Annotated in this window: 10 protein-coding genes; 8 read left to right on the top strand and 2 right to left on the bottom strand. The window is 61.3% G+C overall.

Annotated features, from left to right (window positions below; all coding sequences use genetic code 11):
• The 3 genes from VGY55_09980 to VGY55_09970 all read left to right on the top strand — a co-directional run.
• On the top strand, positions 1–1,144 hold a 1,144-nt coding region (locus VGY55_09980), incomplete at its 5' end, for a hypothetical protein (GenBank protein HEV2970309.1).
• Between the two features lie 893 nt (positions 1,145–2,037).
• Positions 2,038–2,787, top strand: coding sequence for a MerR family transcriptional regulator (locus tag VGY55_09975; GenBank protein HEV2970308.1), 750 nt, complete (start codon positions 2,038–2,040; stop codon positions 2,785–2,787).
• Positions 2,788–3,658: 871 nt separating this feature from the next.
• Positions 3,659–4,522 (top strand): WD40 repeat domain-containing protein, encoded by an 864-nt coding sequence (locus VGY55_09970; GenBank protein ID HEV2970307.1) that lies wholly within the window; start codon positions 3,659–3,661, stop codon positions 4,520–4,522.
• Between the two features lie 331 nt (positions 4,523–4,853).
• Here VGY55_09970 and VGY55_09965 read toward each other — a convergent pair whose 3' ends face one another.
• Entirely contained in the window at positions 4,854–10,775 is a 5,922-nt protein-coding gene (locus VGY55_09965; GenBank protein HEV2970306.1) for a LamG-like jellyroll fold domain-containing protein, read from the bottom strand.
• A gap of 790 nt (positions 10,776–11,565) precedes the next feature.
• On the opposite strand from VGY55_09965, the gene VGY55_09960 reads away from it, so the two are divergent.
• The 4 genes from VGY55_09960 (at position 11,566) to VGY55_09945 (ending at position 17,511) form a co-directional block, all read left to right on the top strand.
• Positions 11,566–13,143, top strand: coding sequence for an alpha/beta hydrolase-fold protein (locus VGY55_09960; protein HEV2970305.1), 1,578 nt, complete (start codon positions 11,566–11,568; stop codon positions 13,141–13,143).
• Between the two features lie 141 nt (positions 13,144–13,284).
• Positions 13,285–15,291, top strand: a complete 2,007-nt coding sequence (locus VGY55_09955) for an alpha-L-fucosidase (protein ID HEV2970304.1) — start codon at positions 13,285–13,287, stop codon at positions 15,289–15,291.
• Between the two features lie 140 nt (positions 15,292–15,431).
• Complete coding sequence (locus tag VGY55_09950) at positions 15,432–16,415, top strand: aldo/keto reductase (protein ID HEV2970303.1); 984 nt, start codon at positions 15,432–15,434, stop codon at positions 16,413–16,415.
• Positions 16,416–16,458: 43 nt separating this feature from the next.
• Positions 16,459–17,511, top strand: coding sequence for a zinc-binding dehydrogenase (locus VGY55_09945; protein ID HEV2970302.1), 1,053 nt, complete (start codon positions 16,459–16,461; stop codon positions 17,509–17,511).
• A gap of 421 nt (positions 17,512–17,932) precedes the next feature.
• Here VGY55_09945 and VGY55_09940 read toward each other — a convergent pair whose 3' ends face one another.
• Positions 17,933–19,519 (bottom strand): glycoside hydrolase 43 family protein, encoded by a 1,587-nt coding sequence (locus VGY55_09940; protein HEV2970301.1) that lies wholly within the window; start codon positions 19,517–19,519, stop codon positions 17,933–17,935.
• A gap of 476 nt (positions 19,520–19,995) precedes the next feature.
• On the opposite strand from VGY55_09940, the gene VGY55_09935 reads away from it, so the two are divergent.
• Positions 19,996–21,144: an endo-1,4-beta-xylanase gene (locus VGY55_09935; protein ID HEV2970300.1), complete on the top strand. Its 1,149-nt coding sequence runs from the start codon at positions 19,996–19,998 to the stop codon at positions 21,142–21,144.
• Positions 21,145–21,472: the final 328 nt, after the last annotated feature.

Genomic DNA, 21,472 nt, shown 5'->3' with positions numbered 1-21,472 from the left:
TTTAAGCTCGTTCAACGGGTCTTCTTCGAGCAACGCGGTATTAGGGGGCGCTACGCTTCAGGTTGGCCTCGACGGCCTGACCGTGGGCAATAGCGGGCCGGGGCAATTGACGATCGACGGCGGCGGGACCGTGAACGTTCTGGGTCCGATTAATATTGGCACGTCGGCAAATGATCCGGGGAAGGTGGTCGTCGGCAACGGAAGTCTGACGACGACGAGTTCGCAATCAATAACGGTTGGAGGCGGCGGTTTGAGTTCCCTGGTGTTAAATGCCGGGGCGAACGTCTCGGCTGGATTTTTGACTATTAATGGCATCGGGTCAGTGCGGGCGGGCGGGTCGACGAACTCGCCGGCATTTCTATCGGTGGCGCAGGCGATTGTAGTTGGACCGACAGGCAGCCTGGCGGCATTGAATCTTTCGAGCGGCGCCAGCGTTTCGACGGCGACGCTGGCGATTGGACCGCAGGGAGGAGTCGATCTCACGGGTGGAGGGACGGCGAGCATCGGGACAGTGATCATCCCGCCGGCGGCTGGGAGCATGAGCATTGGGTTCGGGGGCATGGTTAAGGATAACGGGTCGATTCAGGGGCAGGTAACTCTCCTGGGCGGGAGACTTGGGGGATCGGGGAAGGTCAATGGCAAGTTCATCAATGGTGGCTTCGTTGCGCCCGGCGACCCGCAAACGCTCACCATCGTGGGGGATTACCAGCAAACGGGCAGCGGTGAACTTGAACTGCAAATCGCGGGCGCTGGTTCCGGCGAGTACGATCAACTCGACATCACCGGCAACATAGAACTGGACTCCGGCGCCCAACTGAATCTCGATTTTATCAACGGCTTCGCCCCGACCACCGGCGATACGTTCGATATCCTCAGCGACAGCAATTTGACCTCCGCCGATTCGTTTTCTCAGATTAACGTTGGGGGTCTGGAGCCGGGTTGGGAATATGCGATCGAGCAGCAAAACGGCAACGAGGTAATCAAGTCTCTCAACAATGGCGTTGCAGTTCCCGAACCCTCAACGGCAGCAATGGGCATATTCCTCTTCGTGGCCATGACGATTCTTCATTGGATCCGCCGGATTGTCGTTCCGGTTTCCGCGGTTCAGTGGCCGCCGGCGGAGATGCACGCGCCATCGGCGTGAACGCGCTGGAAGAGATCGAGCCACCAGTCCGGATCGAACGTCGCGGGATCTGTCTCGACCAGTGCGAGCTGCACCCACCTCATCGCCCGGTCAATCATTTTTGGAGTCGGACGGCTCGCGGGCATCAGCGGCGCGCCGTGACAAGCGGCGCCAGGCCGGCGGCCGCAAGCGCGGCGAGAACCTCACGGCGGGAAAGTGACCAGGGCGAATCGGACATGCGCGGGCTCCTTGACGCAGCCCATTGTAATAGAGACAGGTCATCGGAACGAGGTTCCAATGCGATGTCCTCTTCTCATGCATTGGATTTACGCGCTCCCCGGTGGGGAAGAGGCGGCTCGGGCTCGCGCGACCGGAGTTTTCACGGTTCGCTTTCGCAAATCGGGAAATACAAAATGGTCAGAAAGCTGAAAAGGGGTCTTAGACGGCTTCGAAACCTGTGCGAGTGAGAATGTCGCGAAAATCGTTGTATGCTCGCCAGCCTGCTCGCATCGGTCCGCCCGACCGACGTAATTTCGCAACCTCGGTCGATCCGACCGACGCGCGCCACATGATGCACTTTGCAGTAGGAACTGCAGCAGTTTAAATCCCGTCGCCTCGACTTTTTTCAGAAATGGGCCCTTCGGCGAGAACGTCGAAGGGCTTTCTCATTGTGGGGGCACGACTTTTCGCGTTGGGGATAGAGTTCAAATCGCGAAAAGCGGTGGCCCCATGTTCGAGGCGAGTTGACACAACTTCTTACGCCATTGCGTGATTGGCAGTTCAAATCCCGTCCCCAGTTGCATCGCGCCAGGAATCCAGTTTTTTTCGCAATCTTGCTCTTGACCCTCACGTAACGTGAGGCCGTACCATGCCGTCGTAGACTTTTTCCGAGGGCGTCGGCAGGGGGAATCGCCATGAAGTTTGAGGCCTTGAAGGTGGGTGAACTGGCCAAGCGAACCGGGCTTACGGTGCGCACGCTCCACCATTACGACGAGATTGGCCTGCTGACGCCGTCGCTACACACCGAGGCGGGATACCGGCTCTACACCGCCGCGGATGTCGCCCGCTTGCAGCAAGTGCTGTCGTTGCGCCAGCTTGGCTTCGCGCTGGAGGAGGTCCGCGACTGCCTGGACCTGCCGGGCTTCGCGCCGTTGGAGGTGATTCGCCTTCACGTCGCGCGCCTACGGGAACAGATCGAACTGCAACGGAAGCTCTGCGAGCGGCTCGAAACGCTCGCCGAGCACTTGGACATGGCGGGGGAGGTCTCCGCCGATGAGTTTCTCCAAGCGATTGAAGGGATGAACATGATCGAGCAGTATTACACGCCTGAGCAGTTGGAGCATTTCAAGAAGAGCTGGGAGGCGAACCCGGAGCAGGCCGCCGAGCGCGCCCGCCAGGGGACCGCCGCCTGGGCAGAGCTGTGGTCGCAGTTGGCCGCCGAGATGGAAAAGGGCACCGATCCCGCCGATGCAAAGGTGCAGGCGCTGATGAAACGCCGGCAGGACCTGGTAAACCAGTTCACGGGCGGCGACAAGGGAATCGAACAATCCCTGAAGCGAATGTGGACGGAACAGGGCGACAAGCTCTGTGCCCAGTTTGGCATGGACCCGAAGGTGCTGGCATTCCTCGTCAAGGCGGAGGCGGTCGCCAAGGGTTCGGACTAACCGGAACTCTGGCGAGATGCGGCCGAAGATGGAGTACATCCTGAAGGCCGCCGCAGCGGTCGGGATCAAGCACCCGGGGCAGTGACCGGCAGCAGCCGGGCGGCGCTCCGAGCCAGGCGCTGCACCTGACCGCGGCCCCTGTTTGGTTTTCCCGAAGTACAATGTCAGCCTGGCGGACCCGGTCGGCAAGCGCGGCGTTACAGTCATTTATCGTCCGGCAACCTGACAAAGATCTCGCCGCAACCCGGCTTCCCAATCGCGGACTCCACCGATAAAAAGTTCTAACGGTGTCTTGTCGCCCCGACTTTTTTCAGATGGAAGCCCTTCGGCGGTAACGTCGAAGCGCTTTCTCATTGTCGCGACGAAGATTATCGCTCGTAAACCATGTTCAAACGGCACGGTTTGCTGCACAGACTTATCCGAGCGGATTGACGCAACATCCTGCCACGCCGCGTGATTAAGTAGTTCAAATCCCGTCGCCAGTCCGGCAATCGATCAGCGAGTAGCTCAACTCCAGGCTGCGATTGCTTCGTTCAGAGGCACTCCCAGTCGATGGGGCCGCGGACACCCATGCCGGGCCAACCTATTGAAAGATCGGTGAGATCGGCCATTAACAGGCGGCGGACCTCGGCCTCTCAATATCAACCCGCGTTACAATTAACGAATGATAAGTTTGACGACTAGTTAACTCGGTCCACGAGGCTCCTACCCGCAGTGATCGGAGTTCCATCTGCGAAGGTTGCTGACATTCTCCCTGTGCTGTCTGGCGGCCGCGTCTGCGACTGCCTGCGGTGATGACTCGTCGCCTGTGCCGGGCGGGCGCGCGCTGACAACGCGCGGCGGCCCCGTGGCCTTCTCGCCCGACGGGCGGATGGTCCTGACCGGTAACGCGGACGGTGACGTCACGGTCTTCGACGCCCCGTCCGGGAAGCGAGTCCGCACCGCGACCCAGCCGGCGGGCGTCATCCGGGCGGTCGCCTGGTCCCCCGACGGCCGCCTCCTTGCCGCTGCAGGCAGCGGCAAGGAAATCAGGCTGTGGGACGCCTTGACCGGGCGGGAAGCAGGCGCACTCAAGGGCCACACCGAGATCGTCCACACGATCGCCTTCTCGTCCGACAGCAAAACGCTGGCCAGCGGGAGTTCCGACAAAACGGTGCGGCTCTGGGACGTAGGGAAGGGGACGGAAGTCCGGGCGCTGTCCTTGCCCGATCCTCCGGCCGGTGCCAAACCGAGCCGCGGCTTCCCCGGCTGGGTGTTCGCCGTGACCTTTTCGCCGGACGGCAAGACCGTGGCCGCCGGCGGGGGCGACGGGGCAGGTGCGGCGGGAGAACTGGTCCTGTGGGACGCGGAGACGGGGAAGGAGCAGCGGCGATTGCTTGGTGCCGACGAGCAGCAGGTGTGGGCCGTGGCATTCACACCGGACGGCAAGCGGCTGGCGTGCGGCTTCACCGGCGGCTCCGTCCGGCTGTTCGACGTGCAGACCGGGACGGTGCTGCGGGAGTTTTCCGGCGGGGACCAGCTGCGGGGGTTGGCCATCTCGTCCGACGGCCGAACGGTGGCGGCCGCGATCCGGAAGGAGATCATGCTCTGGGACGCGGTCACGGGCGAGTTAAGGCGCACGCTCCGCGGGCATGGCAACTGGGTCGGTTCGATCGCCTTCTCTCCCGAAGGGACGGCCCTCGTGAGCGGCGGCAGTGACGGGGTCAGACTTTGGTCTCTCGCAAGGGACAAGTGATTGTGACGCGCAAGCCTTTTACGTTATGGTCGCTCTCCATCTGACTCCCGGACGAGAAATCGTCGTACCAGAGCTTCCCAGCTTCGGACCCCAGCGACTCCTTTCCTAACATAGACCGCATTCGGACCGCGGCATCGCTCGGCAGTTCGGACCACCTGGCTCCTTGGGCGCGGCGGTCCGCCCGACCGACGCGGTTTCGCAGCGTCGATTGAGCCGACCGACGCAACACAAAACTTCGGTCGATCCGACCGACGCGTCGAGCACGGTTCAAAAGTTAAAAAGCAGCCGCGAGTAACCGGCCAAGACAAAGATCGCGTTGCCCGGCCCCGATTCAGCTTCGCCATTGTCGGCCGATCGCAGCGAGCAGATCGTCGGACAATAGGGAGATATCGGCGTCGGCCGCCGAAGGCTGAGAGGTCGGCGTCGAGGCCGCCCACTCCAGAACATCAGCATCCGCGAACGCGGCCGCGACGGCGTCGCGACGAAGTAACTCGCCATTTCCGTTTGCGGCAATGGCAGTTTGCCGTTCGAGAAATGTCGCCGCGTCGGAAGTCGACGAGACGCCAGTGCTCGTAAGCAATGATGACCGTTTGCTCTCCTCGCTCACGGGAAAAGTGAAGTCTGACACGCGGACGATCTCGCTCGACGATTGCAAAGCAACCAGGCCAGCCGAATCCGAAGGATTTGAGTTGACGATCGATGCTGATCCAGAGGAACCGTGAGAACTCGGCGCGACGGCGACAGAAATCGGCGGCTCCGACGAAGCGGTGGTCGAGGTCAGTGCAGAGACGGTTGCGACGGCCGACCGGCTGGCCGCAATCGTCGGGGCCGGCTGCGGAGAACTGGGCGTTGCGTCGATCGCCGTGCTGGTGTTGCTAGCCGCCACGGCATTCAGCGGATTTCCATTGGCATCGCTGGCGGCGATCGTGACGACACTTCCGCCGCTGATCGCCAGGCTGCCGCCGAGCGACGCCCCGCTCTCGACGACGAGCGATCCGCCGGTGACCGTCGTGCCGCCGGTGAAACTGTTGGCCCCGCTGAGCGTCAGAGTCCCGGCGCCTGTCTTGGTGAGGGATTGGCCAGTCCCGCTAATGGCGCCGGAGATCGTCAGCGAGCTGCCTGCGGCGGCGCTGATGGTCAAGTTGCTCAGCAAGCTGAGTTGGGCGGCAATGGAATGGCTGCCGGTGGCCGCTCGGATCGACGCGTTACTCGTGCCGCCGTTCATTTGGAGCTTGCCGCCGGAGCCTGGGGCAATGGTGTAGCTGGTCGTCGCGGAGTCGAAGGTGATGCCGGCCAGCGTTGGGCTGGCCCCATCCAGTGTCGCGATCGGACCCATGTTTGACGCGAACAAGACCGTATCGCCGGTCAGCCCGCGAACGCCCGGAGCGGCCAGCATGGCGCTGGTGAAGGCATCCGTCCAGGTGCCGCCGGTAGTCCAGGAACTGCTTGACGCGGCGTTCCACTGGGCCTGCGCGGCGTAATTCGCGGACGCCGTCTGCACGAAGCCGCCAGCACTTGCCTGCACGGTGGCCGAACCGCTGGCGTACGGCGGCGTGTACAAACCGCCGCTAGTCAGGCTGCCCGGCCCGGAAAGAAGCGTCCACGTGACGGTCGGTTGAGACGCCATTGGCCGGCCAAACTGGTCGTTGGCCGTGGCCGTGAACTGCTGGCTGCCGCCACCGGTGATATTGGCGGTCGAGGGCGAAACCGAGAGACCGGTCAACGTCTGCTGGACGTTCTCCGCAACGCTGCTGGTCGCGAACTGCCCATAGCTGTCGACGATCGTAACGCCCAGCGTGTACATGCCGGCCTTACTGAAGGTGGCCACCGTCGATTTGGCCGCATTCGTACCGTTGACGCTGAACGTGACCGGCGCGAGCGGAGTGCCGATCGGAGACCACGTGTAGGTGAGAGGCAGATTGACGCTCGACGTGCCTAAAGCCGAAAGGGTCGAAGTCGTGCCCGTGACCGTCGGCGGGTTGGCGGCCGCCGGCGTGGCCACGGTGGGCGGGAAGTAGGAATCGTAGAGCTGGGTGACTTGCGTCGCGGAGAAGCCGACGTTGTAAATCCGCACGTCGTCGAGGCTCCCTTGGAGCGTCGGATCGCCTGTGTACTGCGACTTGCCGAGGTAATCCTGCGAAGTGTTTCCGAGGCTGCTGGGGTTGAGCGTCATCGAGCTGTTGGTTGCGGCCGCGGCCCCGTCGATGTAGAGCGTGCCGGTCGTGCCGGAGAGCGTAACCGCCAAGAACGTCCAGGTGTTGGTTGCTAGCGCAGTCGTCGTCGTCAGTTGTTGCTCGGCGCCGCCGCCGCCGGTCGTGATCGCGAAGCGGACATAGCCGTTGCCATCCGCGGGGGCCAAATACATATAGTCGTTGGTTCCCGTGCCGAAGTCGAACAGGCGAGCCCAATTGCCGATGCTGGTCAGCCTGACCCAGCCGCCGATCGTGAAGTTGGTGATCGATTGGAGCGACGTGGCGAAAGCGCCGGGCAGCGTGGCGTAACCGCCGCCAAGCGCCAGCGCGTTGGAGGTCTCGCCGGCCGTCCAACTGTAGCTGCCAATGGCGGTCCCGTTGTAGCCGTGCCCGGAGGAGTCGGCCACGGTCGAACCAGACGCGGCATCCATCGCATACCATGCCAACGGCGCGGGGAGCGTCGTCACGTTCACTGTGGACGAGCCGCTCACGGTACCGGCGGTGGCGGTGACCGTGGTGATGCCTTGCAAATTGTTGGCGGAGTAAAGTCCCGATGCGGCGTTGATGGAACCGAGGTTGCTGCTGGAGCTGGACCAAACGAAGCTTGGCTGGGTCGGAAACACGGCGCCGAACTGGTCGTAGGCCGTGGCCGTGAACTGCCTCTGGTTGTTGGGAGCGAGCGTCACGCCGCTGGGGCTGATAACGATGCTGCTGACTGCCTGGTTCACCGTCAGATTGACAAAACTGGTCGTCGAGATCCCGAACTGGTCGGCGATCGTGACCACGAAGGAGTAGCTTCCGAACGCGCTGAACGTGGCGACGGTGTTCTTGCTGGCGTTTTGCCCGTTGCCGCTGAAAACCACGGCGCCCGGCGGTATGCCGCTCGTGGCCCAGGAGTAAATGAGGTTCCCCTCGCCGGCATCGTCAGCGCCCAGCACGCTCAAGTTCGCGGTTGCTGCATTCGGCGGCGGCAACTGGCTGGCCGCGGCTGCCGTCGCCACCGTGGGCGCTTGATTGCCGGTGCCCGTCAACGCAGCGTTGGTGAACGTGGCGGCAGCCAACTGGCTGCTGCTGTGTGAGCAGGCGACCATGCCCCGATAGGCGGTCGTTCCCATCGCGATCGAGATGCTCCCGCCGATCTGCGTCCAAGTCACGTTGTCAGGCGAGTAATACGCGCTGAACTGGTTGCCGACCCGGATCAACCGCAGCCAGACCGGGGCAGTGATTCCGGTGACCTGGGCGTAGCCGGGCGTGCCGCCGGCCGTGGCGCGCCATTGGAAGCTGACGCCGTTGCCGGGGGTGGCCACCACGTCGGCGAAGGCTGCGTCGGCCCCAGTGCCATTGCGGAACATCAGCCCAGCCTTGGCCCAGGCGTTGGTGTTGCTCAGCGAAGTGACGCGAGCGCTGATCTGGCCGTCGCCCGTCAGCGTCGTGTAGGCGAACTGGAAGCCGTCGGCGGCGTTCCAGATGTCGGCCCCGGCCCCATTGAGCGTATAGGTGCCGGTCGAGGAGTCATAACTAACGGAGCCCGCCAATCCCACCGTGCCCGCGTCGCCGATATCGCCATGCGCATAGGGCGCCGGCAGGGCCGACGCCGTCTCCGAAAGCGTCGCCGCCGACGTGGACGGCAGCGCATTGGTCAGCGCCTCCACGCGGTATTCGTAGGTCTGGCCGCCGGTCACGGTCGCGTCGGTGTAACTCGTGCTGTTGGCGGGCAGCGCGTTATTAAGCGTCGTCCAGGTGCTGCCGCCGTTGCCGCTGCGGTCAACCTCGTAATCGGTGTCGCTGGTCGAATTGTTGACCCAAAGCACCCTGGCCATCAGCGTGGGCAACGGGGAAAACACCACTTCCACGTGCGTCGGCGCGGCCGGCGGTATCGTGATTGCCGCAGCGGTGTTGTATGCCGAGTAAGTCGGCGGCATGGCCGCGCTATCGTAGTTGCGGATGCGGTAATAGTACGTCCCACCTTCCGTAACCGGCGAATTGGTATAGGTTTGGACGCCGTGGTTGACCGAGGCGATGACGGTCCAGTTCGTGCCGTCCATTGAACGCTCGACCGATACGGTCGAATTGGTGGTCGTGCCGTCGGTCCACATGAGGACCGCCGAGCTGCCGCTGGCCGTGACGCTCAAACCCGTCGGCGCCTTCAAGACCGTCGTCGTCACAGTCGCCACGCTGGTCGGCGCCGACGAATTCGACCCGTAGACCGCGCGGACGCGGTACTGCAGCGTGGTCAGTTCCGGGGCCGAGGTGTCCGTGTAACTCGCCGATCCCGAACCCGAAGAAATGCCGGCGGTTTGGATGGTCCACGTGACGCCGCCGTCGGTGGAAACGTCGACCGCGTAGTCCGTGGTCGACAAACCGTTTTTCGTCCAGTTCAACGTCACGTTCTGGTTCGACGCGTTGTAGCTCGCCGTCAGGTTAGTCGGCGCCGGCGGCTGCGTCATCGCCGCGACGATGTTCGAGTCAAGCGTGCCGTTGTTGGCCTGGACGCGATAGTAGAAGGGCGCGTTGACCGGCAGCCCTGAGTCGGTGTAAGTGAACGTGCTCGATGAAAGCGAGCTGCTGAGCGTGGTCCACGTCGTGCCGTTCGTCGAGCGCTGCACCGTATAGCCGGCGGCGCCGATGAGATTGTTCGTCCACGACAGCGTAATCGAGCTGGTCGTCGCCGCCGAGGCCAGCAGTCCGACCGGCTTTTCGCTCACGGGCGTCGTTGTCGCGTTGCCGGTGAGCGTCACGATGCTCTTCGCGGGGATCGTGTACGTGTAGCTGCCGCCGTTGCCCGTCGTGGGAATCGACTGCTGCTGGGCCACGTCCAACGTGGCCGACGTCACCCAGGGAGTCAGCTCGGGCGAGTAGGCCCCATTGAGATTGATCGTTTCCGTGATCGCCGACGACGAGGTGTTCACCAGCACGGTGGCGAAGTCGCCCGTGGCGGGATTCTTATAGGCGCTGATGTCCAGCCCGCCGTCGTCACTCTCGCCCACCTGTACCCAGCCGGGCCGAATGAACTTCGAGTAGTTCTCCATCGCCGAGAAGAGCTTCGTCGATTGCCAATTCCCGCCGAGCAGGCCGGCACCGCCCCCCGCGTTGGTCCACCAATGGACATAGGCGCTGGCCTGGTTTTGGGCAACGACATGGTAGATGCTCGTCGCCTCGTCCAGTCCCGCTTGAATGCCCTGACTCGGGTCCGTGCCGGTATGTTCGGTCTCCCAGATCTGGTGCCCGTTCAAGCCGGTGATCGGGTTGTTGTTGCTGTAATCGCCGTACGTGTGATCGGCATAAATGAGGTTCGCGTAGTTCGACTCCGTCGGGTCACTCATCACCTGGCTGACCAAGTTCAATGAGTCCCAGTGGGTCTCCTCGGGCAGAATGATCTTGACGTTTGCCAAATAAGGATAGGTCGCGGCGTCGCTGGCCAGCGTGTCGTGGAGGATCGAGAGCACGTCGTGAAACTGCTGCGCGGTCCAGAGGCACGACTCGTAACTGGCTTGCCAGTCGGGCTCGTTCTGCATCGAGACCGCGTAGACCGTGATTCCGTCGTTGTGCATGTTGATGACGTACTGCGCCAACCAGTTCGCGTAGTTTTGATAATCGGCCGAAAGCAAGTAGCCGCCGGTGGCGACGCCGTTGACGATGTCGGCGACGTTACCGTTGCTCTTCCACGCGGCGGGTGGGCCCCACGGCGTGCTGAAGATCGTCACGCCCATCGCCTGGGCCTTCTGCATCGAGTCGATTTCCCAACTGCTGGAGCTGGTGTCCGAGAGGATTTTGCTGCGGAGGATCGACAGGCCGGCCCCGTTAGTCGTCGACCACAACAACTGTTGCTGCGAGCTGTCCAGAGACCCCAGATTATTCCAGGCGCTGGACGAGCCGAAACCGGCAATGGCCTGCAACTGAGTCGCCCAGTTGATCGTCGCGGCCGAGAGCAACGTCCGCGATTCCAATGACTCCAGCGTCAAACGTCGCTGGCGCATCGCCGACGTACCCGAATGATGGCGGCCGCCGCTGGTCCATACCCGCCGCCAGCCGCCAAGCCGGCCGAAGAGGTGCAAATCCATCTTCTTATTCTTTCGCACTTACCGGTCAATGGCGCCCTGGTGCCAGCGGCCGGTTCCGAAATCCGCGCGTAGAGCTACACTGCGAGATCCCGCTCCAGGAGAGTGAAAAGGTCAGAACGATTTTTGGCGGTGCTTACGGGTACTGCTCCAATTCTCATTGGCTGACAAGTCCGGCGCCGAGCGTCTATTCGCAGGAGCCCCGGCGGTGCTGATACCATCGACGATCCGCTCGAATCGGTTTAACCGTTTCTCGATCTCATCAAACGCGACGAGATTCGCCGGCGCTAAGCAGAGCGGGTACATCAGACAAAACTTACTGAGCACCTCTTGGGCACTGACATCGACAAGCTGCCGATGCCGGCGCGGCGGACAGACGTGTTCCGGACTCCTCTAATTTAGTGACGGACGGCACCGACTGCAAGCCGACGGTGTGAATTGTCAATTCTGCGTGAAGCCGCAGAAACCGATTGGCAATTGATGCTCCATTGTTCGCGCGCCGTGACCTTATCGCTCGGACACCAACTCCGGAGTCTCGATCGGAAACAGGGTCATGGTAACCACTAGGATTGCCGCCTTGGCGTCCGCCGGCAGCACCGGCAACCGCTTCACGATCATCGCCAAGTCGGCGTCAAGTGTGCGTCACTCCGACGCGCCGCACGGGTTGCTTTGACAACACATCATAGGCGCGCCATAATCACGCGGCGCTGTTGAGACTAATGGCGCCGGCGCTCCCGTGCCCCGGGCGCTTCGCTGGTCGAAATCTCATCCAACGAAATCGTAAGGTCCACCGATGAACACCAAGTCGTTCGCCGCGCTGCTTCCTCTTGTCTTCGCCGCAGCCGCGGAACAGTCAGGCACTGCGAAGCCCGCCGACGCCGTTCCTGCCTCGACTAACATTCGCGGCCAAGAGTATCCGAAGATCGACGGTGATTTCCGCGTCACCTTCCGAATCAAAGCGCCCGACGCCCAGAAAGTCGAATTCGGCTTCTTTACGCCCAAGCGCTATCCCGCGCAGAAAGGCGACGACGGTTTTTGGACCGCGACGACCGACCCGCAGGTCCCGGGGTTCCATTACTACCGGGTGTTCATTGACGGCGCCGAGGTTGCCGACCCTTCCAGCGAGAGTTTCTACGGCACGGGCAAGGACGCCAGCGGCATCGAGATTCCGGAAAAGGGTGTCGATTTCTACCTGCCCAAGGACGTGCCGCATGGCGAGGTCCGCGAGCGATGGTATTTCTCGAAGACGACGCAGCAGTGGCGGCGAATCTTCGTCTACACGCCGCCGGGCTATGACACGAATCGCGATACCCGTTACCCGGTGCTCTACTTGCAACACGGCGGCGGCGAAGATGAGCGTGGCTGGCCGAACCAGGGGCGGGTTAGCTTCATCCTCGACAACCTTTTGGCCGATGCAAAAGCGAAACCGATGCTCATCATCATGGAGCAGGGCTACGCGCGCCGGCCTAGCGACCCGGCCGTCCCGTCAGGCCCGCCGCGCACCGGCGGCCCGGGCCAGAACCCACGCCCCGACTTCAGCCGGCAGTTCAGCGCGTTTGAAGAGGTCATGGTCAACGACCTCATCCCGACGATCGACGCCACTTATCGCACGATCCCCGATCGCGACCACCGCGCGATGGCCGGCCTCTCGATGGGCGGCATGCAAACGTTCCAGATTACGCTTAAGCATCTGGATTTGTTCAGCTACATCGGTGGGTTCAGCGGCGGGGGTGGCGGTTTCGGCGGCGGCCCCGTCGATCTGAAGACGGCCAACAACGGCGTCATGGTTAATGCTGATGAGTTCAACAAGAAGGTGCATCTGGTCTGGCTGGGCGTCGGCACGGCGGAAGGGCAGCGCATGCACGACGGCATGAAGAACTATCACGAGGCGCTTGACAAGGCGGGAATCAAGAATGTGTTTTACGAATCGTCGGGCACGGCGCACGAGTGGCTCACATGGCGCCGCTGCCTGCACGAGTTTGCCCCGCTGTTGTTCATCAGCGCGCCCGCGACGGCTCAAGCCGACTCGCCGCCCCGAGAAGCGGCCGCGGCCGACAATCCCACGGGCACTTGGAAATGGACCACCACGTTCGGCAACAATAGCCGCGAAGTCACGCTGAAGCTCAAGCTCGACGGTGACAAGCTGACCGGCACGATCAGCGGCCGCAACGGCGAGGCCGCCATCGATGACTCCAAGTACAGCAACGGCGACATCAGCTTCTCAGTCACCCGGGAGTTCAACGGCAACAAGCTCACCAGCAAGTACTCCGGCAAACAAGAGGGCGACACGATCAAGGGCAAGATCGAATTCGAGCGCAACGGCGAAACGAACGCCCGCGATTGGGAAGCAAAGCGAGCGGCGGGAGCGTAGCTGCGCGTGCGGATTCGTAATCGCACTCCGCGCTAAAAGGTCAGGCGTTCGATCGTTTTCGGCTTGGCGGCGCGTCGCCGCGGAGTCCGATTGGTTAAGAGAGAATTCTACTGGCGATTCAAACTGCGAAAGGCTTATTCCATGCGGAAGCTGCTCTGCGAAGTCGTTGCCATTGCTGCTGTGGGCTGCTGTTGGGCGCCTCTCACGTTGTACGCCGCTGAATCCGCGCCGAAAGGCGATATTACGCAGACTCCGCTAACAATCGCCGAAGGGCCTTTCCAGCCCACGATGGATTCGTTCAAGCAGTACCAGTGCCCCGAATGGTTCCGCGACGCGAAGTTCGGCATTTGGGCGCATTGGGGCCCGCAGGCTGTGCCGATGGACGGCGACTGGTACGCCCGCGGCATGTACGAGCAAGGCAGCCGGCACTATCGATATCAACTGGAGCATTACGGCCATCCGTCGGAGTTCGGCTACAAGGACATCATTCCTCTTTGGAAGGCCGAAAAGTGGGACCCGGACCGGCTGATGCAACTGTACAAGAAGGCCGGGGCTCACTACTTCGTCAGCATGGGCTCGCACCACGACAACTTCTTTTTGTGGAACTCGAAGCTGCACCAGTGGAACGCCGTGAACATGGGGCCGAAGCGCGACGTGGTCGGCGAATGGCAGAAGGCAGCCAAGAAATACGGCCTGCGTTTTGGCGTCTCGGAACATCTCGGCGCCAGCTTCACGTGGTTTCAATCCAGCCACCGTTCCGACAAGACTGGGCCAAAAGCCGGCATGCCATACGACGGCGCCGATCCGAAATATCAGGATCTCTATCACTTCCCCGCCAAGCCCGGCGATACCGGCTGGTACAGCAACGACCCGCGCTGGCAACACCAGTGGTTCGCCGAGATCAAGGAGCTGGTCGACAACTACCATCCGGACTTGCTCTATAGTGATGGCGCGGTTCCGTTCGGCAACGAAGTCGGTCGCAGCCTCATCGCACATTTATACAACACGAGCGCGGCCATGAACGGCGGCAAGGTCGATGTCGTCTACAACTGCAAGCAGAAATCCGAGGGCCGCTGGGTCGAGGATCTCGAGCGCGGCATCATGCCGAACATCGATCCATACCCCTGGCAGACCGACACGTCGATCGGTGACTGGTTCTACAACCGAAACTGGAAGTTCCGGCCGGTGAGTTGGGTCATCCATCGGCTCGTGGACAACGTGAGCAAGAACGGCAATCTGCTCTTGAATGTGGTGCAGCGGCCCGATGGCTCGCTCGATCCTGAAGTGGAAAAGATGCTCGAGGAACTAGCGGAATGGAATGCGATTCATGGCGAAGCGATCTTCGGCACGCGGCCCTGGTTCGTCTATGGCGAAAGCACGGTGAAAGTGAAGGGCGGCGCCTTCCGCGAGAATTTTCAGTATGACGCCCGTGAAATCCGCTTCACGACCAAGGGCGCCACTCTCTATGCGATCGCTCTTGGCTGGCCGGAAGATCGGCAGATTGTGATTCACGCTCTGGCGCAGCCCGCCGGCACGAAGGTGAATCAAATCGAGAACATCGCCCTGCTGGGTTACGATGGCAAGGTCGAGTGGAAGCAGACGCCTGAAGCGTTAATTGTGACGCTGCCGGACAAGAAGATCTCCGAGTATACAACCGGGCTTAAAATCGTCGGTACGGCGCTGACCAACGTTCCGTACACGCCAGCCGCGAGAGCCACCTCGCCTGACAACCGCGGCCGGTTGGTCCTCGAGCCCGAGGACGCCAAATTGCACGGCGACAAAATCGCCACCGAAGAAAAAGGCGGCCGCCAGAACATCGGCTTCTGGGATAACGCCGGGGATTGGGCCTCCTGGAAAGTGCATTTCGATAAGCCGGGCCGATATGAAGTCCGTACCGCGTGTGCGGCGATGGGAGAGGCCGAGTTCGATATTGTCGTCGCTGGCCAGCGCGTGTCCGGAAAAGCGCCGGCGACCGGCTCCCATGATAAGTTCTCCGACGTCGACTTAGGCTCCGTCGAAGTTCCGGCGGCCGGCGATGGGAGCGTCGAACTCCGCGCCCACGATCCTGCCAAGTGGCGGGCGATCAATGTCCGCGCGATCAGTTTGTCGCCGGCGCTGGTCGGCCGAGACGGCCCCTCGAATCGGTGAAATCAAATGGTTGACCTGGGACGATCTCGATTTCGACAATCGCTTGATCCACCTCCTGGCTAACGAAGTCTGGAGGTCGACGAATGGCAATCGATGCGCCCCTCGCAAATTTAGCCGTTACGGACGGTGTCGATGCGAGGATGGTACCGACGAAGAAGTTGTACACGGGCAGCCAAATCCCCGCCATTGGGCTGGGGACATTCGGTTCCGACCGCTTTTCGGCCGAGCAGGTTGCGGAGGCAGTTCTGGGAGCCGCCATCGTAGGATATCGCCATTTCGATTGTGCCAGCGTCTATGGCAACGAGCAAACAATCGGTCAGGCGTTTACCGCGATTCTCCAAAACGGCGTCAGGCGGGAAGACCTGTGGGTAACGTCCAAGGTCTGGAACGACATGCACGATCGAGTCATGGACTCGTGCCTGGCCTCGCTTAAGAATCTTCAATTGGAGTATCTGGATCTCTACCTGATCCATTGGCCTTTTCCAAACTTTCACCCGCCTCAGTGCAGTGTCAACAGCCGGAGTCCGGACGCCAAGCCCTACATTCACGAACGCTACATGGCAACGTGGCGGCAGATGGAGGAGCTGGTGGAGCGAGGTCTGGTCAGGCACATTGGCACCTCGAACATGACGATTCCCAAGCTCAAACTCGTCCTGCGAGACGCAGAGATCAAGCCGGCCGTCAATGAGATGGAACTGCATCCGCACTTTCAGCAGCCGGAGTTGTTCAGATTCGTCATCGACAACGGATTCCTGCCAATCGGCTATTCACCGGTCGGGGCCCCCAAGCGACCCGACCGCGACATCACGCCCGACGATACCGTCGACATTGAAGATCCCGTGATCGTCAAGATCGCTCAAAGAATCGGGTGCCATCCAGCAACGATCTGTGTAAAGTGGGCCGTGCAGCGCGGCCAAGTCCCCATTCCATTTTCCGTGACGCGGAAGAACTACTTGGCCAATCTGCAATCGACGCTCTCTCCGCCCTTGACGGACGACGAAATGTCGCAGATCGCCGGGATCGATCGAAATTGCCGGTTGATCAAAGGCCAGGTGTTCCTCTGGAAACCGGGACATGACTGGCAGGATCTGTGGGATGTGAATGGACAGATCACGCCCCCGTGACGAACTGCGGACAAGCAACCGATCCAAGCTTACGAGAGATGTCATGCCCACGATGCAAGGCTTGATTCTACCCGGCAACAGCACCGTGCAGTTTCGAGATTTCGATATCCCGGAACCGGGTCACGGCCAAGTTCTGCTGAAGACCAAGGCCAGTTCGATCTGCGGCAGCGATATTCGCGCCATCTATCGCGCGCACCTTGGCAAAGGACCTGAAGGCTACCAAGCGGGAATGATCGCCGGGCATGAGCCAAGCGGCCAAATCGTCAAGGTCGGCCCCGGCTGCAAACGATGCAAAGTGGGGGATCGGGTCGTCATCTACCACATCAGCGGCTGCGGCGTCTGCGAAGACTGCCGGCATGGCTACATGATCAGTTGCCAAAGTCAAAACCGTGCTGCTTACGGCTGGCAACGCCATGGCGGCCACGCGGCGTTTCTTCTGGCGGAAGAGAACAACTGCATTGCTTTACCCGACAGCCTGAGTTACATCGACGGCGCCCTCTGTGCGTGCGGAACAGCCACCGCCTACGAAGCGCTCACGCGTATGAAACTTGGCGGCGACGATCGGCTTCTCGTGACGGGGCTCGGACCCGTGGGATTGGCCGCGGCACAACTTGGCAAAGCCATGGGAGCCAAGCCGATCATCGGGATCGATATTGCCCCCTCACGGCGGGCCCTGGCCGAAGATCTGGGACTCTGCCACTATACATTTTCGGCCGACGACGAAAGCCTCTCCGAGATCAAGTCGATCACCGGCGGCAGGGGCTGTGAAGTCAGTATCGATTGCTCGGGGGCGCCGGCGGCACGGCTCTTGGCCCTTCAAGGCACGCGACAATGGGGACGCTGCGCGTTTGTCGGCGAGGGAAATAAAGTTGAGTTCGATGTGTCGCCCGTTTTGATCCATCAGCAGATCACGCTCTTTGGATCCTGGGTGACGTCGTTGTACCACTTGCAGCAGTTGGTTGAACGTCTCGACCGCTGGAATGTCCATCCCGAGGTCACCTGCACCGAACGGCTACCGCTACGCGACGCGGCGCGTGCTTACGAACTCGCGGATAAGGGGCAGACCGGTAAGGTCTGCATTGTCTTTGACGAATGAGAGCGATTGTCTGCCCATTCGCGCCCGCGAGTGACTGGCTCGCTATTGGGATAAGGGTGGTTGTGTGGTTCCTCCTCTGATCGATGTGGCAGCTCCGCGGTCAATCGGTAATGCCCTGAGTTACCGGACGAATCGTACAAAGGTCGGCCGCCTGGAAATCCGCAATTTGGTGAAAAAGTTCCGAGTCGTAACCGGCAATGAACCGACGGCCCCAACTCCACCGCCGGGCCAGGTTGCGACTCGTTATGAAAAAGTGGCAAGGCCGGTGACGGGTTCGCGTGGCCGCCAGGACTTCCCGCTGACCCTTCCCGAAAAACGGTCCTTTGTCGGAACTCTTGCCATACCAAGGGGCAAGGGGACAACCTGTTACGTGAAAGTCGCTGCCCAGGCATGATGCCTGTGGCCCCACGTTGTTGCGGCCTTACTCGACAGCGGTGATCCCGTCGCTCACGCGGAAGAAGTCGAAGTCCACAAATCCGCCTGCGGTCCTGGTTGCGAAATTGAACAGACCGAAACGATAGCCCATGAAGTGCGGAAGCGTATAGGTCATCTTCAGGGATCCGCCGATCGCAGTCCACGTCTTGCCGTCGAGGCTGTAGAAGAATCGCGCCTTGTCGGCACGGCCACTGAAATCGCAGTCGGCCTTCAGATAGACGATCTTCTGGGCGAGTAGAACACTCTGCACCTCGACCGGCGAGCCGGACGCGGCGCTTAGCATCACGACGGACCTGGCGTTCCCATCGACTTTGACGCCGACTAGGCCGTACCTTTTCTGCAACAGGGCGAGACCGGCAAAATCGCCGTCCCGCATATTGGTCAAATCCATGGCCGTCGTGGCCGAACTCTTCGGGCCGAAGGTCCGCTGCGTCAGGGTGTTTCGAGCCAAAAGGAAGTCGGCATCGACACGCCCGGTAGTGAGCCGCAAAAAGCCTGGTCGCTGGGTAAGTGACCAGAGTCTGTTGTCGGGATTGTGATTCCACTGCCAGACCAGCGGGAGCGCGGGCTCGCCGGGGCGGCGGTCAAACTCGTCGGAAGCCGCGATGCCCGGGATGCAGCCCGTGCTGCCGGAAAGATTCAGTCTGTCGGGCACCTTGCCGTCCACGCCCAGCACCGGCCAGCCATCCTCCCACTTGACCGGAACGAGAAATGGGATGCGGCCAACCGCGCCGTGGTCCTGAAACAAGTAGGCATACCAATCGCCCTGCGGCGTGTCGATGAGGCCGCCCTGGGCCACGCCCTTATCCTGCAAGGCGACTCGGCCCTCATACGGACCCGTGATCTTGTCCGCCCGGTGGACAATCACGGTGCGCATGCCGCCCTTCGGCCAGGTGATGTTGAATAAGTAGTATTTGCCGTTAATCTTGTGGATCTGGGATCCCTCCGCTTTCAGGCCGACGTTGGGACCCGCCACGGAGCTGGCGTCAGGAATGATCACCTGGTTGACCCCGCCGGGCTTGAGCGCCGAGGCGTCGGCGGCAAGCTCGATGAGCTTGATCTCGCCGCTGCCGTGGATCATATAGACTCGCCGGTCATCGTCGAAGAAAAGCGAGTGGTCGTGCAGCCCGGGCTTGAACGACGAGGCCTTCCACGTGCCTTTCTCGATGTCCTTCGTCGTATAGACATACGTCTTCCCCGTCGTGCCGGAAAACGTCGTGACGTAGAACGTGCCGTCGTGATAACGCAGGCTGCTGGCCCACGAGCCCCTCCCGTAGGCGTTCTTCCCGTTGCTGAGGTTGAGTTCGTCAACGTCATCAAGCGTGTCGTAGGCGTAGCTCACGAACCGCCAATTCACGAGGTCCGTGGACTTCATGATCGGCAGCCCCGGGCTGAGGTGCATCGTGGTGCTGCTCATAAAGTAGCTGTCGCCCACGCGAATGATCGCCATGTCCGGAACGTCGGCGAAAATGATCGGATTCCGGGCGGTGTCGGCCCGAACGGGCAGGACGGCGAGCAGGGCCGCCAAGGCGATTGGCGGGGTGCAGTTGAGAATTGATGTGATTGTGATCATGCAGCGAACGATACCGAACATATGCGGACTGACTTTATCTGATTGCGGGTTGGTCAGACCGTCGGTGAAGCACTGACCTCCGTGCGGGAAAAGTCGTCGGAAGCACGGATCATTTATTTCTACGTGGTCGATGACAATAACCATCTAGGAGGGGTCGTGCCAAACCGTCGACTTATTCTCAGCTCTTTTGAAAGACCGGTGGCGGACATTATGGTTCCGCCGATCGTTGTCATTCAAAGGATGATGGTGCCCCCTTAAACCAGATGCAGCGATGGACTCGCAAATCTTGCTGTGGCTCGCCGCATTTGACAACAATGGCATCTTTCAGCGGTTCCTTCTAGTTGCAAAGTCTCCAGCGCGAGAGGATGATATTTTCACCGCCGGTTTGCATCAATTTCCGGTTATGACTGCCGTTCCAGAAAGGAGAAGGAATGAGTCCCCATAGCAGACGTCGGGTTGCGGTTCTAGCAACCGGCGTGGGAGCCATTCTTCTGGCCGCCGTAGCGGTCATGGCCGCAGAGCCCGCATCCCGGCCCTCCAGCTCACCGAACTCGGCGCCGGCGGTGGACCAGCATGGCCCGAATATCAAGGACACGTACAGGAATCACTTTCTGATCGGTATGGCGGGCGATCTACCTGGCAACTACTCGGATCTGGAAAAAGGCCTCGCCAAAGAGAACTTTGGCATCGTAACGCCGGAAAACTGCATGAAGCCCGCCGTGGTTCATCCGAGCGAGAACTCCTGGAGATTTGAGCGACCCGATGCCCTGGTGAAATGGTGCGCAGACAACCGCATGGCCGTCCATGGCCACACCCTAGTGTGGCATGCCCAGACGAGCGACTGGTTCTTCCGTAACGGCGACGAGGCGACGGTCACGCAGCGCCTGAAAGACCATATCAACACGCTGGTGGGCCGCTACAAAGGCAAGATTCTGAGTTGGGATGTCGTCAACGAAGCCATCAATGACGGTGGCAATGAAGAAACGGGCCAAACCGAGAACCTTCGCGATTCCCGATGGATGCAGACCATCGGACCGGAGTTCCTGACGCTGGCGTTCAAATTCGCCCACGAAGCCGACCCTGACGCCAAGCTATACTACAACGACTACGGCATCGAGGCCGATCCCAAGCACGCAAGTTCGATGGTGCTGCTTAAGCGCCTGATCAAGGACGGCGCGCCGATCCAGGGCGTGGGGATCCAAGGCCACTGGAGTACCACGGGTGTGCCCTATGCCGCGCTCGACAGCGCCATCTCCGACTATGCCTCGCTGGGGCTGAAAGTCAGCATCACCGAGCTGGACGTGACGATTCGCGGCGCCTCGGGGGGCCAGTTCGGCCCCGGTCCCGGCTGGCGCGGCGGTGGGTTTGGCGGCCGCAGTGTGGCGCCGGCTTCTACGAAAGCGCTCAAGGCCCAAGCGGATGCTTATGCGCGGCTGTTCGCAATCTTAATCAAGCACAAGGATGCGGTGGAACGCGTGACGTTTTGGGGCCTCAGTGACCGCCGCACCTGGCGCTTCCGGCAGAATCCGTTGATCTTCGACTCCAACAACCAGCGGAAGCTGGCCTATGTGGCAATCGTCGATGCGCTGTTGCATCCGAATCCCGATTTGGTTGCGCCGCAGTGATTCGACGCGATTTCAGGCCGCGCGGAACTCAAAAGAGTGAGAAGTCCTGCGGGCGCCGTCGGGATCCGCCGCCGACATACAGCTATGGCAAACAGTCTGACCCGCATGGCCGCGGCCGCGACGCTTGGCTGTTGGTTTGTTTGCTCAACGCTCGTGGCTGCATTCCTGTCATCGGCTTAACCTGCGGCGGTCCGCCCGACCGACGTAGTTTCGCAACTGCGGTCGATCCGATTGCGCCAAGAAGCTTGGGAAAGGGGGATGAGATGAACGGAAGCTAATCTGAAACCTTTCGTTGGAACCTTGCGGGTGGAAAGCCCGTCCGGTAGCG

It is taken from the genome of Pirellulales bacterium, assembly GCA_035939775.1.
Taxonomy (GTDB): Bacteria; Planctomycetota; Planctomycetia; order Pirellulales; family DATAWG01; genus DASZFO01.
Note: the sequence above shows the minus strand (reverse complement) of the source record. Positions and strands in the feature narration are given on the sequence as shown.